The 17,236-nt window shown below is 47.9% G+C and carries 12 protein-coding genes; 5 read left to right on the top strand and 7 right to left on the bottom strand.

What is annotated here, in order from left to right; translation table 11 throughout:
* Window positions 1-100: 100 nt before the first annotated feature.
* Window positions 101-1,492, top strand: a complete 1,392-nt coding sequence (locus BEL04_RS21785) for a DNA/RNA non-specific endonuclease (protein ID WP_066007519.1) — start codon at window positions 101-103, stop codon at window positions 1,490-1,492.
* 71 nt (window positions 1,493-1,563) lie between these two features.
* Here the strand turns inward: BEL04_RS21785 and BEL04_RS21780 are convergent, their stop codons facing one another.
* A complete protein-coding gene (locus BEL04_RS21780; protein WP_066007516.1) occupies window positions 1,564-1,911 on the bottom strand; it encodes a hypothetical protein in 348 nt (115 codons plus the stop codon).
* Window positions 1,912-2,877: 966 nt separating this feature from the next.
* Here BEL04_RS21780 and BEL04_RS21770 point away from each other — a divergent pair.
* The gene (locus tag BEL04_RS21770) at window positions 2,878-4,251 is read left to right on the top strand and encodes a DEAD/DEAH box helicase (RefSeq protein ID WP_066007513.1); all 1,374 of its coding nucleotides are present in this window, start codon (window positions 2,878-2,880) and stop codon (window positions 4,249-4,251) included.
* Between the two features lie 103 nt (window positions 4,252-4,354).
* Here the strand turns inward: BEL04_RS21770 and BEL04_RS21765 are convergent, their stop codons facing one another.
* The 5 genes from BEL04_RS21765 to BEL04_RS21745 all read right to left on the bottom strand — a co-directional run bounded on the left by BEL04_RS21765 (window position 4,355) and on the right by BEL04_RS21745 (window position 10,048).
* Window positions 4,355-5,329, bottom strand: a complete 975-nt coding sequence (locus tag BEL04_RS21765; RefSeq protein ID WP_066007510.1) for a transglutaminase family protein — start codon at window positions 5,327-5,329, stop codon at window positions 4,355-4,357.
* Between the two features lie 48 nt (window positions 5,330-5,377).
* The gene (locus BEL04_RS21760; RefSeq protein WP_066007508.1) at window positions 5,378-6,313 is read right to left on the bottom strand and encodes an alpha-E domain-containing protein; all 936 of its coding nucleotides are present in this window, start codon (window positions 6,311-6,313) and stop codon (window positions 5,378-5,380) included.
* A 30-nt stretch (window positions 6,314-6,343) separates the two neighbouring features.
* Window positions 6,344-7,792, bottom strand: coding sequence for a circularly permuted type 2 ATP-grasp protein (locus tag BEL04_RS21755; RefSeq protein ID WP_066007506.1), 1,449 nt, complete (start codon window positions 7,790-7,792; stop codon window positions 6,344-6,346).
* Between the two features lie 464 nt (window positions 7,793-8,256).
* Window positions 8,257-9,039 carry a DUF6515 family protein gene (locus BEL04_RS21750; RefSeq protein WP_066007495.1) on the bottom strand — a complete coding sequence of 261 codons (783 nt, stop codon included), beginning with the start codon at window positions 9,037-9,039 and terminating at the stop codon, window positions 8,257-8,259.
* Between the two features lie 121 nt (window positions 9,040-9,160).
* Window positions 9,161-10,048 (bottom strand): LysR family transcriptional regulator, encoded by an 888-nt coding sequence (locus BEL04_RS21745; protein WP_066007494.1) that lies wholly within the window; start codon window positions 10,046-10,048, stop codon window positions 9,161-9,163.
* Window positions 10,049-10,192: 144 nt separating this feature from the next.
* Between BEL04_RS21745 and BEL04_RS21740 the strand changes: the two genes are divergently transcribed.
* The 3 genes from BEL04_RS21740 to BEL04_RS21730 all read left to right on the top strand — a co-directional run bounded on the left by BEL04_RS21740 (window position 10,193) and on the right by BEL04_RS21730 (window position 16,076).
* Window positions 10,193-11,554: a TolC family protein gene (locus tag BEL04_RS21740; RefSeq protein WP_254659617.1), complete on the top strand. Its 1,362-nt coding sequence runs from the start codon at window positions 10,193-10,195 to the stop codon at window positions 11,552-11,554.
* Between the two features lie 125 nt (window positions 11,555-11,679).
* On the top strand, window positions 11,680-14,916 hold the full coding sequence (locus BEL04_RS21735; protein WP_066007492.1) for an efflux RND transporter permease subunit: 3,237 nt from the start codon (window positions 11,680-11,682) through the stop codon (window positions 14,914-14,916).
* Window positions 14,917-14,930: 14 nt separating this feature from the next.
* Window positions 14,931-16,076 carry an efflux RND transporter periplasmic adaptor subunit gene (locus tag BEL04_RS21730; RefSeq protein ID WP_066007491.1) on the top strand — a complete coding sequence of 382 codons (1,146 nt, stop codon included), beginning with the start codon at window positions 14,931-14,933 and terminating at the stop codon, window positions 16,074-16,076.
* A gap of 7 nt (window positions 16,077-16,083) precedes the next feature.
* Here BEL04_RS21730 and BEL04_RS21725 read toward each other — a convergent pair whose 3' ends face one another.
* A complete protein-coding gene (locus tag BEL04_RS21725; RefSeq protein ID WP_066007490.1) occupies window positions 16,084-17,133 on the bottom strand; it encodes a LacI family DNA-binding transcriptional regulator in 1,050 nt (349 codons plus the stop codon).
* Window positions 17,134-17,236 lie beyond the last annotated feature (103 nt).

Below are 17,236 nucleotides of genomic sequence, written 5' to 3'. Positions count from 1 at the left end.
ATAACAACTTCCGACAACGTTTTGACAACAATTTGTTAAAAATTAGTTAACTTTTGACTTTGCACTTTCGTATAATTTAACATCAAAACTAAAACCTCGCATGAAATTACAAAGATTACTAATTATCCCGGTAGCAGTGGCCATGCTGGCTTCCTGCTCGAAAGACAATCAGGCCCCGGTGGCCGATGCGGCATTAGCGCCATTCACAACCACACCGACATTCGGCGGAGGAAACCGGATTGAAACCATTACCCAAACATTTGATGAGGGCTTTGAAGCCGGCACAAAAACTGCTTATGCAGATGGAAATGTAACTTTTGCCAGTGGCAGCTGGGACTTGAACCTGGCGTTGGTTGGCACCAGCACGTCTGATGCTATGGTGGGTTCTCACTCTGTCCGTATCGAAACTACCGGTAGTATTGCTATGAATTTTAACGTGACAGGTTGCTCGACCGTGACCGTAAAACACGCCTTATTTGGCAGCGATGCAAGCTCTACCTGGGAACTTTTGGTTTCAACAAACTCGGGCTCAACGTATACACAGGTGGGCTCGACCATCACTACATCATCAACCACACTATCAACAGCTACTTTTACCGTTAATAACAGCGGTTCGGTACGTTTTAAAATCGCTAAACTAACCGGCAGCGGCCGTATCAATATCGACGAATTTACGGTGAATGGCTATGACAGCGGCAGCGGTGGTGGCAGCGGCGGTACCGTTGGCGATAACACCAACATGCTTTTGGGTAACCCAAGCAGTGCCGTTACCAACATCACTACCAGCCCCAATAACTACCTGTACGATCATACTTATTATATCGATTCGTATAACCGCGATGCAGGTGTACCAAACTGGACAAGCTGGTACGTTGGCCCGACAAGCTTAGGCTCAACCGCACGCCAGGATGATTTCCGTGCGGATACCAACCTGCCTTCGGGCTGGTTTGAAGTAGGCGCCAGCGACTACTCGGGTACGGGTTTCGACCGTGGCCACAACTGTCCTTCGGCCGACCGTACTTCAACCGTAGCAGCAAACTCGGCTACCTTCCTGATGGATAACATGATACCACAGGCGCCAAATAACAACCAGCACACCTGGGCCAATTTTGAAGATTACGGCCGCTCGCTGGTTACAGGCAGCGGAGATGAGGTTTATGTAATTATGGGTACTTATGGTACCGGCGGTACAGGTTCGGGCGCTTCGGCTACAACTATAGATGGCGGCCATGTACGTGTGCCTGCGCACATCTGGAAAATTTATGTAGTGTTGCCTAACGGTAATAACGACTTGAGCCGCATTACTACAACCACACGTGTTATCACTATTGATGTACCAAACCTGAATACCGTAAGCAGCGACTGGACCCAATACCTCACTACCCCGGCAGCTATCGAGGCGGCTACAGGTTATACCTTCTTCTCGGCATTACCTGCCAATGTACGTGCAGCACTACGTGTTGAAAAAGACAGCGGAACCGGTACCATCTAAACTATCTGAAACTTAACTGGCATACGAAATTGCAAAAGCCGCTCCCATATTCCGGGAGCGGCTTTTTTATATCAGTAATGGCTATTTTTGGCGATCTCTTTAACGGCCCGCGCAATAAGCTTTTTGCCTTTCTCGTTAAGAGTGGCCTGTTGATCGCCGTCATTGAGCTCGTATTCGATATGCCCGTCGAGCGCCGGTTTGGCAACGATTTTTTCATCATTGGTTTCGTATTTTACATAACCGCCGGGCGAGATACCCTGGATGCCGGTCATGTCTTCGGTTAGAGCAATATTGCCCGCACACTCTATCTTAACATAACTGCCGTTGGTATTGCGCACTATGGAGATGTGATGACCGGTATGGCAGGCGGTTAATACCAATGCCACAGCGGTAATTATCAGTAAATTTACTTTTTTCATGTTCAATCGCATTTAATTAAAGCAAAGATATAGTTTAACATGGTATTATGCAATACATAGTACTATTTATTTTAAATTCACGCTTAATATTGTAAGATTGTCCTGATTTTTGTATATTGTAAGATTGAACCGGAAGCTTGAAGCGCGAAGCATGATAGTAGGTCATTAGTTCGCCGGTCATTAGTTCATCGGTCCTCTGTGATGAGAAAAGATATTAACAGGGCTGCAAAAATCTCTTACAATTTCCCCCCTGGCTGGAGGAAGTCGGAAAGTCCGAAAGTAAAAAAGCATCTTTCAGACTTTCGGACTGAAAATGCGTTAGGGATAGCAGCGCCTGCCGGACGGGCAGGGATAGCCCGGCCGCAGGCAACGCCCTTGAAAAAATGATTGAAGGATTGATTGCCTGAATGATTGAATGGGTACAAGTAGCTATACCAAAATCCAACCCGGCATACTTGCCGGTAATGAGAACCACGTTCTTGAAAATATACTCGTTTGCTTGGCCTGTGGGGTGCTGAAACAAGTTCGGCATGACTTCTTTCTAATACCTATATTTTACCCGTGTGTATTTTTCACAATTACCCGTTAAGAAAATAAATCCGAAATCGAACATCCGAAATGAAAGAACACCCACAAATACCCATGAGGTTCGTTCCGGTGTTAGTGAGGATGCCGGGAACGGCACAAACATCAATCCATAATGCCAGATTTGCAGAGACACTTGCAAGTTCGATCATCCTGTGTAGAGATTGCTTCGTACCTCGCAATGACGCGTTAAGAATTAAATTCGAAATTGAACATTCGAAATAAAAAGTACCCATAATTACACCCTGTTCTTAATAATTGAATGACCCAATGTTTGAACAGTTGAAATACCGAAGAATACCTATGTGCTTTTTGCGGTAATACCAAACTTATGCACTATGAACTAAAAGCGTTAACTTGCGGGCATTAATACAGATACAATTGACATTCGCTGATTTTAACTTTAACGAACAACTGGCCGAGGGGCTATCTGCAATGGGTTTTGATACCCCAACGCCCATCCAGGCAGAAGCAATACCCATTATACTTGCAGGGCACGATCTGATTGCCTGCGCGCAAACCGGTACCGGCAAAACCGCTGCATATTTGCTGCCGATACTGCATAACATCAGTAACCTGCACAGCCCCAAGATCAACACGCTGATACTGGCGCCCACGCGCGAGCTGGCCCAGCAGATCGATCAGCAGATACAGGGGCTGGCTTATTTTACCGGCACCACAAGCATGGCCATTTTTGGCGGCGGCGACGGCATGGTTTACGAGCAGCAGCGCCGGGGGATACAGCACAGCGCCAATATCCTGATCGCTACGCCCGGTCGTTTCCTGGCGCACCTGGCCAGCGGGATAGTAAAACTCGAAACTGTGCAACACCTGATACTGGACGAGGCCGACCGTATGCTGGATATGGGTTTCCAGGATGATATTATGCGCATCATCAGTTTTTTGCCTAAAAAGCGGCAAACACTGCTTTTTTCGGCAACGATGCCGGGCAGGATACGCAACCTGGCCAAAAGCATTTTGCACGAACCGCAGCAGGTGAGCCTCGCTATTTCGCAGCCGGCGGTGGGCATCGATCAGCAGATCTATAAAGTGCACGACAGCCAAAAAACGCCTTTGATACAAATGCTGCTGAAGGATTCGGCCTATGGCAGCATTATTATTTTTGCCGGGACAAAAGAAAAAGTAAAAGAGGTTTATAAAGCTTTGCGCGCGTTGAAGATACATGTGGAAGCATTTCACTCCGACCTGAAGCAAGCCGAACGCGAAGAGATCCTGCTTAACTTTAAAAACCGCAAGGTAAGGGTTTTGGTGGGTACGGATGTGCTTTCGCGGGGGATTGATGTGGAGGGTATCGACCTTGTGATCAACTACGACGCACCGGGCGACCCCGAAGACTACATACACCGCATTGGCCGTACGGCGCGCGCCGCAACAACCGGTACGGCTATTACCCTGATTAACGAACGCGATCAGCGCAAGCTGATGAACATCGAGAAGATGATCGACAGGCCCGTCCCCGAAAAGGAACTGCCTGCCGAATTAGGCGAACCGCCCGTGTTCCGAAAACCGGGTACCTTTAGCGAGGGCAACCGCAGGGGCGGCGGCAACAACCGTAATAAAAACCGTAAAAGCGGTGACAAAAAGCCTGCCGGCGAAGCCAAGCCACAAAATGCAGAAGCAAGCGCTGAAGCGCCAAAGGCCGGGCATTCGCACGAAAAAAATAACCGCCGTAAATGGAGAGGGAAGCGGAAGCCGAATGCGGGGCCGCATGGCTCGCCACCGGCCGTGGGATAGTCCAGAGTCAGGAGTCCGTAGTCTTGAGTCAGAAAAGTGCAAAAATAGCCGGCACCGTGAGTAAAAAAGACTCTGGACTAAAGACTTTCGACTCAAGACTATATTACTGCTGTTGTTGCTGCTGGATCATCTCCAGGTATTCGCGGTAACTGTTCTTAACAATTTTACTGGCCGGTTTGATTGGCGGTGCCGGATGTACCTCGTGCTCGTGCACTTCGTGAATATGCTCATCCTCATGGCTGCCTACCGATACCGCTACTTCGAGCACATGGCTTGCCGAACCTTTGTAAACGCCTTTTACAGGCGAGCAATCGGTAAAATTACGGCCGACAGCCAGGCGCACATGGTTTTCGTTAGCGATGATGTTATTGGTCGGGTCGATGCCCAGCCAGCCATAATTGGGAATATAAGCCTCGGCCCAGGCGTGGGTAGCGCCTTCGCCGCGCATGGCACCTTTAAAGGTGCAGATGTACCCGCTTACGTAACGTGCGGGGATGTTCACCACACGCAACATTTCGGTGAGGATGTGCGCAAAATCCTGGCAAACACCCGCTTTAAGCTTCCATATTTCATCGAGCGTAGTCTCGACCGTGGTTACGCCTTTGATGTATTCGAAGTTATCGTATACGTACTTGCAATAGCGCACGGCAGTTTGATACGGTGTTTCGTTACGCTGCTTTTGCGCATCTAAAAGTTCTTTCATTTCGGCAAGGCCCTCAAAGGGCTCCTGGCGCAAAAAATCGATGAACGATACCTGGTAGCGTAGCCGTTCCAGATCATTCCACTGCTGTTCGGGAAACATATCATCGTTCGGGAACATGCGGTGTTTGGTGTGTACCAGCATTTTTGAGGTGATCTCGAGGCGGTAATGCGGATCGAGATAGGTAAACACCCCCACTTCGTTACCGTAGTAATCAATATGGGTGTCAATATGAGGGTCGCCGCTGATCTTGATCTCGTGACTGATCACTTCCTGGAAATCATCCTGGATCGGGTAAAGAATAATCTGGTTAGCACTGTCGCGAACAGGGCCATCATAAATATATCGGGTAGTATGTTGTATCTTGAACTCTGGCATCAGCTTGTGCGGTAAAATTATAAAATACTGCGATAAAAGCGTTTGAAATTACGAATAAGCAAAGTAGTGCTGGTTGAGCACGTTGCCGATATTGAAAAGCTCGCCACGGATGCGGGTTAAATACTCATGCAGGCCATCCTGCTTAATGGTTTTTACAGAGCTGTATTTGATGCTGCTTTGCAAACGGCCGATCAAAAACGATAGCTCACGGAAATTATCGATGTTGTTTTCGCTTTTAATCCGCTCAAAATACACCTGGATGTGATTGACGGAGTACAGCACCGAGCGCGGGAACTCGTTATTCAGCACCACCTGCTCCACCACGTTTTCGGCTTCAAAACCCTTACGGTAGGTTTTGAGATAGATTTCGTAGCCGCCGAGCGAAAGCAGCAGGTGTTTCCAGTAGGTAGTATCGGTCAGCAGGTCGGGGTTATCATCAAGCGACCCGAATTTGGTGTCGAGCAGGTCGACCGACTGGATGCCCCGCTCCAGGTAATGGCCAATGTTCATAAAGGCGCGGCCTTCCCCGCGTTCCATCGTAATCTCAACTGTGCCATAGTATAACATCCCTTGCTTAATCAGGATATCGAGGGCCGTTATCGGGTCGTCCTTTTCTATCCAGAAATTAAGGTTAGGATCGCGGACCACATGGTAATACTCGTTGAGGCATTGCCAAAGGTCCTTGGTGATATGCTCCTGAACGCTGCGCGCGTTTTCGCGCGCCTGGGTTATGATATTCAAAACCGAATTGGGGTTTTCCTTATCGAGCACCATGTATTTCAATACCGCGCGGCTGTCGTTGCCAAGGGCTTCTTTTTCTTCGGCCTGCAGGCCTGTAAATATCCGGATAACCGGTTCCCAGGTAAACTCCTGAACGGTATCCTGCGATGAGGCGTAATTGATTTTGAGCATGCGCAAAATACCATCGCTGCGCTCAATGTACCTGCTCATCCAATATAAACTTGATGCAACCCTGCTTAACATGTATAAAAGTGGTGTGTATAAAAGTAATCATTATAGTAATACCCAGGTATCTTTACTGCCCCCGCCCTGCGAGCTGTTTACCACCAGCGATCCTTCGCGTAAAGCAACCCGTGTCAAACCGCCCGGTACGATCTCGATACCGTCGGGGCCGCATAAGGCGTAAGGCCGCAAATCAATCCGGCGAGGTGTGAGCTGCCCCTGCATATAGCATGGAGCTGATGACAGGCTGATGGTTGGCTGGGCAATAAAATCGCGCGGGTTTTTCAATATCTCGTTCTTGTAATCCTCAGTTTCAGCTTCACTGGCTGCATGGCCCATCAGCATGCCGTAACCGCCGCTGCCGTTGGTGCGTTTTACCACCATTTTGTTGATGTTGGCAAACACGTATTCCTTTTCGTCGGGGTTGCCCAGCTGATAGGTTGGCACGTTTTTGAGTATGGGCTCCTCGTTCAGGTAATAGCGGATCATATCGGGTACGTACGAGTAAATGGCTTTATCATCGGCCACGCCGTTGCCGATGGCGTTTACGATGGCGACGTTGCCTTTGCGGTAGGCATCCATAATACCGGGAACGCCCAGGATGCTGGTTTGATTAAACACCAGCGGGTCGAGGTACTCGTCATCAACCCGGCGGTAGATCACATCAACCTGCTGCAAACCGGTGGTGGTTTTCATGAACACCTTGTTGTTCGATACCACCAGGTCGCGCCCTTCAACCAGCTCAACGCCCATCAAACGCGCAAGCGTGGTATGCTCAAAATAAGCCGAATTGTATATACCCGGGCTAAGCAGCACGATCGTTGGGTTGGATATCTGCCTCGGTGACAGCGAAAGCAGGTTTTTGTACAGGATATTGGGATACTCGGTAACGCTGCGCACTTTGCATTGCGGTAGCAGATCGGGGAACAAACGCTTGGTGATCTCGCGGTTCTCGAGCATATAGCTCACGCCCGATGGTGTGCGCAGGTTGTCTTCGAGCACGTAAAAAGTGCCATCGGCATCGCGGATGAGATCGATACCGGCAATGTGCACATAAATATCATAAGGCACCTGCACATTATACATCTCGCGCAAAAAATGCGGGCACGAGTAAATGATATCTATCGGCACGATGCCATCCTTAATGATGAACTGGTTGCTGTAAACGTCCTTCAAAAATAAATTGAGCACATGCAGGCGTTGTTTGATGCCTTCTTCAACAAAGGCCCATTCGTCGCCGGTGATGATGCGCGGTATGATATCGAAAGGGAAGATCTTCTCGATGCCTTCGCCGCTGTTGTAAACGGTAAAGGTGATACCCTGGCTCATAAACAAACGCTTGGCCAGGTCTTCCTTTTTGTTCAGGTCGTCGATGGATTCTTTGGTGAGATAATTGATCACTTTTTGATAATGCTTGCGGATCTTGGCATCCGGGCCAAACATTTCGTCCCAGGTATTGGGTGTGGGTTGATACTGGTTAAAGTAAGCGTGCTCGGTCATTTTTGTTCCCCTTCCAATATGATCTGGTTAAATATTGATCAAAAGATGATTATTGAGTGTAATTAATTAAGTTAACCGGTTAAAAGTTCAAAATTTAGCTATAAAAAATTGAATTTAATCAATACAAAATCACTTTATTTTCAATTTTATAAAAAAATAATGTCATTTCTATAGGAATTTCATTAAAAAATTTAAAAATTACTATTTTCTATATCTTTTTGATAGAAATTATTTAAATTTACCTTGGTTTTAAGATTTTTTTTGAAAACAAGCGGGGCTGCGTTTAATAACGATAGCCCTTTGTTTTATTGATCAGTTCAAACAATAAAGTTTCAGTCTGTAATATACAGCTTGTACAGCTAAAAGTTTGTACAACGCAACGGGTAATTCGGCTTATAAGCAGGCGGTCATAATGAAAAAGCCCGGGACAATCGCCCGGGCTCTAACAATTATATTTATTTAGTTTATTGGTTTTGTGTTTCGGGCACGCCGGCAACTTTATAGTTTACTTTGCCTTTGTTGTTAAACTCCTCGTAATACACATCGGATGCTGATACAAAGTATTTTTTACCGGCCACGGTAACGGCTTTACAACCATTGGGTAAAGCGCTGACAATATCGCCAACTTTTGGTGCGGGCTCATCGCTTGGTGGTGGCGGAAGCTGATCATTCGCAGCTGGCGCATTTTGATCTGCCGGTGGGGCAAGCTGGTCATTAGCCGGTGGTGCAGGCGGCGGCGGTGGTGTTACATTACCTTGCGGCGCAGGCGGAACAGGGACCACCCTGGTGTTAAGCACACCATCCTTACCGGTGATGATATAATCGGTAGTGCCATCGGCTTTAATATTCGGTTTGTAGTAAACCCCGTTCAGTTCGAAATACTGTTGGTTATCGATCATCAGCGAACGGGCGTGGCCTGGCAGTTTGGGCACTTCGGCACCGATCGGCGGGGCAACCACATGATAGTAATGATCATCATACTGGCGGTAATAAACGCCGTTATTCAGGTAATATAAGTCGGTACCAAAATAAAACGGTATATAACCATAAGGCAGGTAACCGAAAGACAGGCCGATACGCGGATAAGCGTAACCATAATAACGGCCGTAAGGGTTATAATAATAATGCGGATAACCAAAGCCAAAGCCTATACCAACGCGTACGCGCTGTGCGCTGGCTGCAGTAACAATAAGTAGTGAAAACGCCCCGATGCCGAGCGTGGTCAGGTTTTTGATGATGGATTTCATGGCGGTAAACAATTTAAAAACATCTATTTAAACTGCTTTGACCACGATTTATTGTAGGAGTTTAATTTTTTAACATTTTGATATTGGCATATTTTTATCGCAGTTTCCTTCCTTAAATCACCTACCCAAAATACACTTTCAAACACTGCACAAAATTGCGTATTGCGCAGCTTTGCGTAATGGTGGCGGCATACCACGTACGGGGCGCAATAGCCGAAGAGAAAGGTATGGCTACGATATTCTTACTTTCCAGGTATGGTTTGAGCAGCCAGTCGGCTATAACGCCAATACCCAGGTCGGCATCTATCATTTCGATGGCGGCATCGGTATAATGTATTCGTTGCAGATTACTGATCCTGATATGCTGCTGTTGTATCATGTGCTCGATCAGGGGCGTATCCTGGTACGATGCGTCGTACGCCGGCATAATCACTTCGGCATCGTGAAAATCTGCAATCTCGAATACTTTTTTACAAGCTAAATGGTGATTTTTACTCATCACCACCATGAGCTGATCTTCAAATACCGGCTCATAATGTATTTTAGTATTGGCCATTTGCGTCCGCACAATGGCCACATCAAGCTCCCCGCGCAGCAGATATTCCAGGGGGCGCTTCGATGCTTCCGAAACAATGTGCAGATTAATATCGGGCGAAAGCCCCCGGTAGCTTTTAATAATGTCGGGCAGCCAGTGATAAGCCGTATAACTTTGGGTACAAAAGCTCAATTTTCCGGTTTTCCCATTCTTCGAATTACTGATATCTTCCTGCAGGGCCCGTATTTCGGCCAATATTTTTTCAGCGCTTTGTAAAAATCTTGTGCCATTCTCGGTTAATTGCATCCTTTTGCCCGTTCGCCGAAAGATTTCGGTATCCATTTCGCGTTCAAGCTCACGCAGCTGATGGCTCAGTGCAGATTGCGTTAAATGCAGCGCCAGGGCCGATTTTGTTAATGTCCCCTCTTTCGAAATGGTATCAACCAGTTTGAAATGATGCAACGCAATATTCATGTATGAATTTTATTAATACTTATCACAAATTTAATTCATTTTTCTCATAGTATAGCGGAATGTACTTTTGTTCGTCTACTTTGTAATAATTTGTTTTTTCACATGTTTAAGTACCGCAATCCCTGTATTTGTCTCATCGTGTTAATGGCGTTTGCGCAAACGGCCAGCAGTCAGCAAAAGGTATTAACTTTAAAGGAGGCTGTACAAACCGCGCTCAATAATTACGGAACCATCAAGGCCAAGGCCAATTATATCAGCGCGGCCAAATCCAATGTCAAAGAAAACCAGCGCGAAGCGCTGCCCGATTTCAATTTTTCGGCACAGCAGGATTATGGTACCGTGAACAGCCAGTTTGGTCCGCTATCGGGCTACCGTGGCGGTGCTGTCGCTTCATCCGGCCCGGCATTGGCCAATCAAAACTGGAATACCGCTTTCGGCTCATTGTACCTGGCCAATATTAACTGGGATTTCTTCTCTTTTGGTAAAGCGCGCGAAAAGATAAAGGTGGCGCAAACCATCCTCAACCAAAATCAGGCCGACCTTGCCCAGGAGCAGTTTCAGCACGAAGTACGTGTAGCAACAGCTTATCTTAATTTGTTAGCCGCGCAACAGATCCGCGCCGAACAGCAAAAGAACCTCGACAGGGCCATGCAGATCACCAAAGTGGTGGTTGTTCGTGCCAAAAACGGTTTAAATGCCGGTGTCGATTCTTCATTGGCTAATGCCGATGTATCGAGCGCGAAAATTGCTTTGACCAACGCGCTCGATTATGAGCAGGGCCAGGCCAACCAGCTTGCACAGTTTATGGGTGTTGACGCCGGCGATTTTGTATTAGATACTTTGTTTGTATCCAGCATCCCCAAAGTGATCAACGCCGTGCCCGATGTTAAGATTGAAGATAACCCGATCCTCAAATTTTACCAGGGCCGCATTACTTACAGCGACGAATTGGCGAAATACTTTAAAACATTTGCGTATCCAACGTTTTCGCTTTTCAGCATTTTTCAAGGCAGGGGAAGTGGTTTCGACAGCAGTTACGGCGCAGCTAACCTGAACGGTTATACGCAAAACTATTTTACCGGCGCCGACCCGACCCGTGCCAATTACCTGGTTGGCGTGGGCGTAACCTGGAACATCGCCAGTCTTTTCCGCGTGCACCAGCAGGTTGAAGCGCAGAAGTATAATTCGATGGGATTGAAAAACGAATACGACCTGGTGAATCAAAACCTGCGCAACCAGGTTGCCCTGTCGGATACACGGATACAGAACGCCATCAAAAATTACCAGGAAGCGCCTGTCGGTGTAAAAGCCGCATCCGACGCCTACCTGCAAAAATCGGTTTTGTATAAAAACGGGCTGACAACTATCGTCGATCTGACGACGGCCTTATATACACTTAACCGCGCCGAAACAGACAGGGATATTGCCTATAATAATGTTTGGCAGGCGCTGTTATACAAAGCCGCCTCGACAGGCGATTTTGGTTTGTTTATTAACGAATTCTAAAAAAAGAATCAAGAATTAAGATGCAAGAATCAAGATACTGAGGGTGAACAATGAAGAAAAAGAAATGCTCTTGCGTCTTGATTCTTGACTCTTGCATAACCTCTGCTTCTACTTAAAATAAAAACATGGGTTTAATTAAAAGTGCATTACGGCGGCCTATCACCATATTGGTTATTGTGGCAGGCTTGTTTTTCTTCGGTATCAATGCCGTGCGTAATATCAAGATCGATATCTTCCCCGATCTCAATTTGCCGGTGATCTATCTGTCGCACCCTTTCGGCGGTTATACCCCGAACCAGATGGAAGCTTATTTTGGTAAGCAGTATGTTAACTTGCTGCTCTATGTTTCGGGTGTAAAAAGTATCGAAACCAAAAACATCCAGGGCTTAACGCTCATTAAGCTTACTTTTTACGAAGGTACCAATATGGCGCAGGCTTCGGCCGAGGTCACGGCCTTCTCCAACCGGGCGCAGGCCATATTCCCGAATGGTTCCAACCCGCCGTTCATCCTCCGTTTTGATGCATCGACCTTACCCGTCGGCCAGCTGGTGCTGAGCAGCCCCAAACGAACGAATAATGAGTTGCTCGATTTGGCCAATATTTACGTTCGTTCGGGCTTTACCTCTATCCCGGGTTTGGTTGCCCCGGCGCCATTTGGTGGCAATACCCGTACGATATTGATTAAAGTCGACCCGCAGTTACTGCGTGCGCATAATTTAACGCCCGACCAGGTAGTTGCCGCTTTGCGCGATAATAACCAGACATCGCCCGCAGGTAACGTACGTGTTGGCGATTACAACTACTTTACGCCGAGTAATACCACCATTAAAAAGATTAAGGATTTTGAGAACATCCCATTATATAAAGGCGGTGTACAGACCCTGTTTTTAAAAGATGTGGCTACCGTTGAAGATGGCGCCGATGTTACTACCAGCTACGCACTGGTGAACGGCAAACGCTCGGTTTACCTGCCCATTACCAAATCGGCCGACGCGTCTACCTGGGAAGTAGTACAGAATCTTAAAAAAGCTATTCCCCGCTTTCAAAGTTTGTTACCTGAGGATGTTAAGCTGTCCTATGAGTTCGATCAGTCGGTTTATGTGATTAACGCGGTAAAAAGTTTAGTAAGCGAAGGCGCTATCGGTGCGATACTCACCGGTTTAATGGTATTGCTGTTTTTGGGCGACAGGCGCGCGGCGCTGATCGTGATCCTCACCATCCCAACCTGTATCATTTCGGGCATATTGTTCCTGTCGCTTTTCCATCAAACCATCAACATCATGACGTTGAGCGGCCTTTCGCTTGCCATCGGTATTTTGGTCGACGAATCCACGGTAACGATCGAAAACATACACCAGCACATGGATATGGGCAAACCCAAGGCACTGGCCATCTGGGATGCCTGTAAAGAGATCGCTTTCCCTAAATTGCTCATCCTGTTTTGTATCCTGGCGGTATTTGCCCCGGCCTTAACCATGAAGGGCATCCCGGGCGCATTGTTCCTGCCGCTGGCCATGGCTATAGGTTTTTCTATGATCACCTCGTACCTGTTATCGCAAACCTTTGTGCCGATCATGGCCAACTGGCTGATGGTCGATCATAATGTAGATAAAGATCATCCCGAAAAGGCATATCATCTGGATAAGCACGACGCTGCCGAACAAAAAGAAGCATCGCTGCACAGAGCCGAACATGAGCCCGAAAGCAAAAAATCAAAATTCGAAAAACTGCGCGAACGCTATTTAAAAGGCATGGATAATGCCGTTGGCTACCGGCGAACCATCGTTAGTTTGTATGTGATCGTTGCCATTGCGCTGGCTGGTTTGATGCTGGTAACCATCGGCCGCGATGTGTTGCCAAAGGTTAACGGCGGCCAGTTCCAGGTGCGTTTGCGCGCACCTGATGGTACCCGTTTGGAGCGTACCGAAATGGATATGGTGAAGACCCTGCACGTGCTCGAAGACCTTGTTGGTAAAAAACACATCGCCGTAACATCGGCATTTATCGGGCAGCACCCTGGCCAGTTCTCAACCAGCCCCATCTATCTGTTTATGGCAGGCCCGCAGGAAGCCGTGTTACAGGTTAACCTGACAGAGGATTACAGGGTTAACCTCGACGACCTGAAAGAAGCTTTCCGCAAAAAAATGCACCAGGAAATGCCTGATGTAAAATTATCCTTCGAACCGATCGAGCTGACGGATAAGATCCTGAGCCAGGGCTCGCCGACACCTGTCGAAGTACAGATATCGGGCAAAAACAAAAAACAAAACGAAGCTTATGCCGATACGGTGATCAAAAAGCTTTCGAAAATACCTTACCTGCGCGATGTGCAGCTCGGTCAGTCGACCAAATACCCGGCTATCGATATCGATATCGACCGTACACGTGCTGCCCAACTGGGTGTTGGCGTATCCGATATCTCACGCTCGTTACTGGCTTCAACCTCTTCATCGCGGTATACCGAGAAAAACGTTTGGGTGGATGAAAAAGTGGGCCTGAGTTACAACGTACAGGTTGAGGTGCCCGAGTATAACATGAGCAGCGTGAACGATATCGGCGAGATACCGGTTTTAAGTAATAATCCGCGGCCAACGCTGAGCGATGTGGCCACCATCAGGCGCGATACCACCAATGGCGAAAATGATAACTTAGGCGCTTTGCCCTACCTGTCGGTAACGGCCAATTTAAATAAAATGGACTTAGGCACGGCCAATGCCGATGTACAGAAAGCGCTTAAATCAATTGGTAAGCTGCCGCGTGGTTTAAATATCGAGACCAAAGGCCTGACCACTACTTTGGTAGATACGCTGGACAGCCTGCAAGGCGGATTAATTGTAGCTATTGTGGTGATATTTTTAATGCTGGCGGCAAACTTCCAGTCGTTTAAAGTATCGCTGGTGGTACTGTCTACCGTACCGGCGGTAATGCTGGGTTCGCTGCTGTTGCTGCGCTTAACCGGCGCTACGCTCAACCTGCAATCGTACATGGGGATGATCATGTCTGTCGGGGTATCTATCTCCAACTCGGTGTTGCTTATTACCAATGCCGAGCAATTGCGCAGGCATAGCGGCAATGCCCTGCTGGCAGCCAAAGAAGCCGCGGCCATCCGGATGCGCCCTATCGTGATGACCAGTATGGCCATGATCGTAGGGATGATACCCATGGCATCGGGCTTAGGCGAAGGTGGCGACCAGGCATCACCGCTGGGCCGCGCGGTTATCGGCGGTCTGCTCATGTCGACCTTTGCAACCCTGTTTATTTTACCCATGGTGTTTGCCTGGGTGCAAGGCAAAGCCTCCACAAAATCGGTATCGTTAGATCCCGAAGACGAAGAAAGTATACACTATATCCCAGCTAATTGATGATCATGAATTGTATGAACAATATATTTAAAAAAGCCCCGGTTTTTATCATCGCAGGCGCATTAAGCGTTAGCCTGTTCTCATGCGGCGGTTCGGACGAGCAGAAAAAGCTCGACGAAGAAAACCAGGCGCAAATGGATCAACCGCCTGCAGTACAGGTGGCCCCGCTGAAAAAAGACCTGTTCAACGCATCGCTGGCTATCCCCGGCGAACTGATACCTTACCAGCAGGTGGACATTTACGCCAAAGAGAACAGTTTTGTAAAAAAGGTTTTTGTTGATGTAGGTTCCGAAGTGAGCCAGGGCCAGTTATTGGTGAGCATGGAAGCCCCTGAGATCAATTCGCAACTGGCCGAAGCACAATCCAAGCTCAAATCGCAGGAAGCGGTGTACCTGGCCAGCAAAGCCAATTACGATCGTTTGTACGAAACCAGCAAAACACCGGGCACCATTTCGGGTAACGACCTCGATCAGGCAGCCGCCCGCAAAAACTCCGACGAAGCGCAGCTACAGGCCGCCAAATCGGCTTTGCAGGGTATTTTGGCAACTAAAGGCTATCTGGATATCCGCGCGCCATTTAGCGGTGTGATCAGCGCGCGTAACGTAAATCCTGGCGCATATGTAGGCCCATCGGGTAAAGGTTCAGATCAGCCTTTGTTTGTACTGCAGGAGCAAAAGCACCTGCGTTTGGTAGTGTCGGTGCCCGAAGCTTACGCGGGCGTGCTAAAGGAAAAGAACAAGGTCGAATTTACTGTACGATCGATGCCCGGTCGAAAATTCACGGCTACGGTCAACCGCCTGGCGGGCTCGCTGGATAACAAGCTGCGGTCTGAGCGGTTGGAAATGGATGTGATGAATGATAACAAAGCCCTCCTGCCCGGTATGTATGCCGAGGTAAAACTGGCGCTGCCGGGTGCCGATAGCACTTTTGTCATCCCGAAAACAGCCCTGGTGCAGTCGACCGAAAAGGTTTTTGTGATCAAAGTGGTTGGCGGCAGGGCCGAATGGGTTGAGGTACAGAAAGGCCGCGAAGCTAACGGAAAAGTAGAAGTTTTTGGTAAGCTGACCAGCGGCGATCAGATTGTACAGGCCGGTAATGATGAGATACGCGACGGTGCGCCCGTTAAAGCAGGTGCTGCCAAGGCCAATAAGGCGCAATGAGGTTCTGTCAGAAAGTATACTTGGGCACCGGCTGATATTCGGACGATTTGCGGATATCCAGTTCGGTATCCAGGCGGGTGGTTATAAACTCGGTAACCGGGTATTTACTCTCAATCAGTTGGATGAGCATTTCGGTGGCTATCTGGCCTATTTTAAAAGCAGGCTGCCTGATCGACGTCAGCGGGGGGTTAAACAGTTCGGCTACATCGGAGTTAGTGAAACCCGCAATGGCAATATCTGCAGGCACTTTTAGCCCGAATTTTTTTACCGTTGTTAAGCAACCGGTGCTCAGCTTATCGCCGGCTACAAAAATAGCGTCCGGCCTGTCGGTCATCGTAATTAATTCGCGCACAGCGCTTTCAACCTCTGTTTGGATCATGCCCCCGTGCTCACAATTTTTGAGGTACGATTCCCTGAAAGGGATATTGTATGCTGCAAGAGCGGCTTTATAACCCTCCAGCCTTTCTTTAGTGATGGATAAGGTTGGCGAACTGGTTAAATGCCCTATCTTACGGAAACCTGCTTTGATCAGGTGTTCGGTAGCATCAAAAGCGCCCTGGTAATTGTTGGCCACCACTTTGTGCGTTTCGATATCCGCGGCAACGCGATCAAAAAACACTATCGGTAACCCTTTTTCGTGTAAATATTTAATATGCGATAAGTCTTTGGTTTCTGATGACAGCGAGATCAGCAAACCATCCACAGAACGCGACGCCATGTGTTGCACGTTCACCACTTCACGATCGAACGACTCGTGCGTTTGGGTAATGATAACGTGGTAACCCCGGTTATAGGCAATGGATTCGATACCGTTGATGGCCTGCGAAAAATAGTTATTGGCCACTTCGCAAACCACCACGCCTATCGAATGGCTGCGCCGCTCCTTTAAACTCAGCGCAATAGGGTTGGGGTGATAGTTTATTTTTTCGGCATATTCGAGCACCAGTTTTTTGGTATCGGCACTTATTTCGTAGCCACCTCTCAGCGCCCTTGAAACGGTAGAAGTTGAAAGCCCGAGCGCCTTAGCGATATCCTTAATAGTTATAGGCTCAAACATGCTTTTTTAATTACAAATCAATTATTATAAAGGTAACGTTAAAAGGCCGAAAAACGATATTGACAAATATAATTCAAATTTTGATAATAATCCGGCAACGTTC

The sequence above is a fragment of the Mucilaginibacter sp. PPCGB 2223 genome, from assembly GCF_001705515.1.
Classification (GTDB): Bacteria; Bacteroidota; Bacteroidia; order Sphingobacteriales; family Sphingobacteriaceae; genus Mucilaginibacter.
This window is presented reverse-complemented; position numbering and strand designations above follow the sequence as displayed.

What these genes read in the sequence shown, in the direction of transcription:
- BEL04_RS21740 (WP_254659617.1), top strand. Translation starts at nt 10,193, where the DNA reads ATGGCGTTTGCGCAAACGGCCAGCAGTCAGCAAAAGGTATTAACTTTA.
- BEL04_RS21755 (WP_066007506.1), bottom strand. Translation starts at nt 7,792, where the DNA reads ATGACCGAGCACGCTTACTTTAACCAGTATCAACCCACACCCAATACC.
- BEL04_RS21735 (WP_066007492.1), top strand. Translation starts at nt 11,680, where the DNA reads ATGGGTTTAATTAAAAGTGCATTACGGCGGCCTATCACCATATTGGTT.
- BEL04_RS21750 (WP_066007495.1), bottom strand. Translation starts at nt 9,039, where the DNA reads ATGAAATCCATCATCAAAAACCTGACCACGCTCGGCATCGGGGCGTTT.
- BEL04_RS21745 (WP_066007494.1), bottom strand. Translation starts at nt 10,048, where the DNA reads ATGAATATTGCGTTGCATCATTTCAAACTGGTTGATACCATTTCGAAA.
- BEL04_RS21780 (WP_066007516.1), bottom strand. Translation starts at nt 1,911, where the DNA reads ATGAAAAAAGTAAATTTACTGATAATTACCGCTGTGGCATTGGTATTA.
- BEL04_RS21730 (WP_066007491.1), top strand. Translation starts at nt 14,931, where the DNA reads ATGAACAATATATTTAAAAAAGCCCCGGTTTTTATCATCGCAGGCGCA.
- BEL04_RS21725 (WP_066007490.1), bottom strand. Translation starts at nt 17,133, where the DNA reads ATGTTTGAGCCTATAACTATTAAGGATATCGCTAAGGCGCTCGGGCTT.
- BEL04_RS21785 (WP_066007519.1), top strand. Translation starts at nt 101, where the DNA reads ATGAAATTACAAAGATTACTAATTATCCCGGTAGCAGTGGCCATGCTG.
- BEL04_RS21765 (WP_066007510.1), bottom strand. Translation starts at nt 5,329, where the DNA reads ATGCCAGAGTTCAAGATACAACATACTACCCGATATATTTATGATGGC.
- BEL04_RS21760 (WP_066007508.1), bottom strand. Translation starts at nt 6,313, where the DNA reads ATGTTAAGCAGGGTTGCATCAAGTTTATATTGGATGAGCAGGTACATT.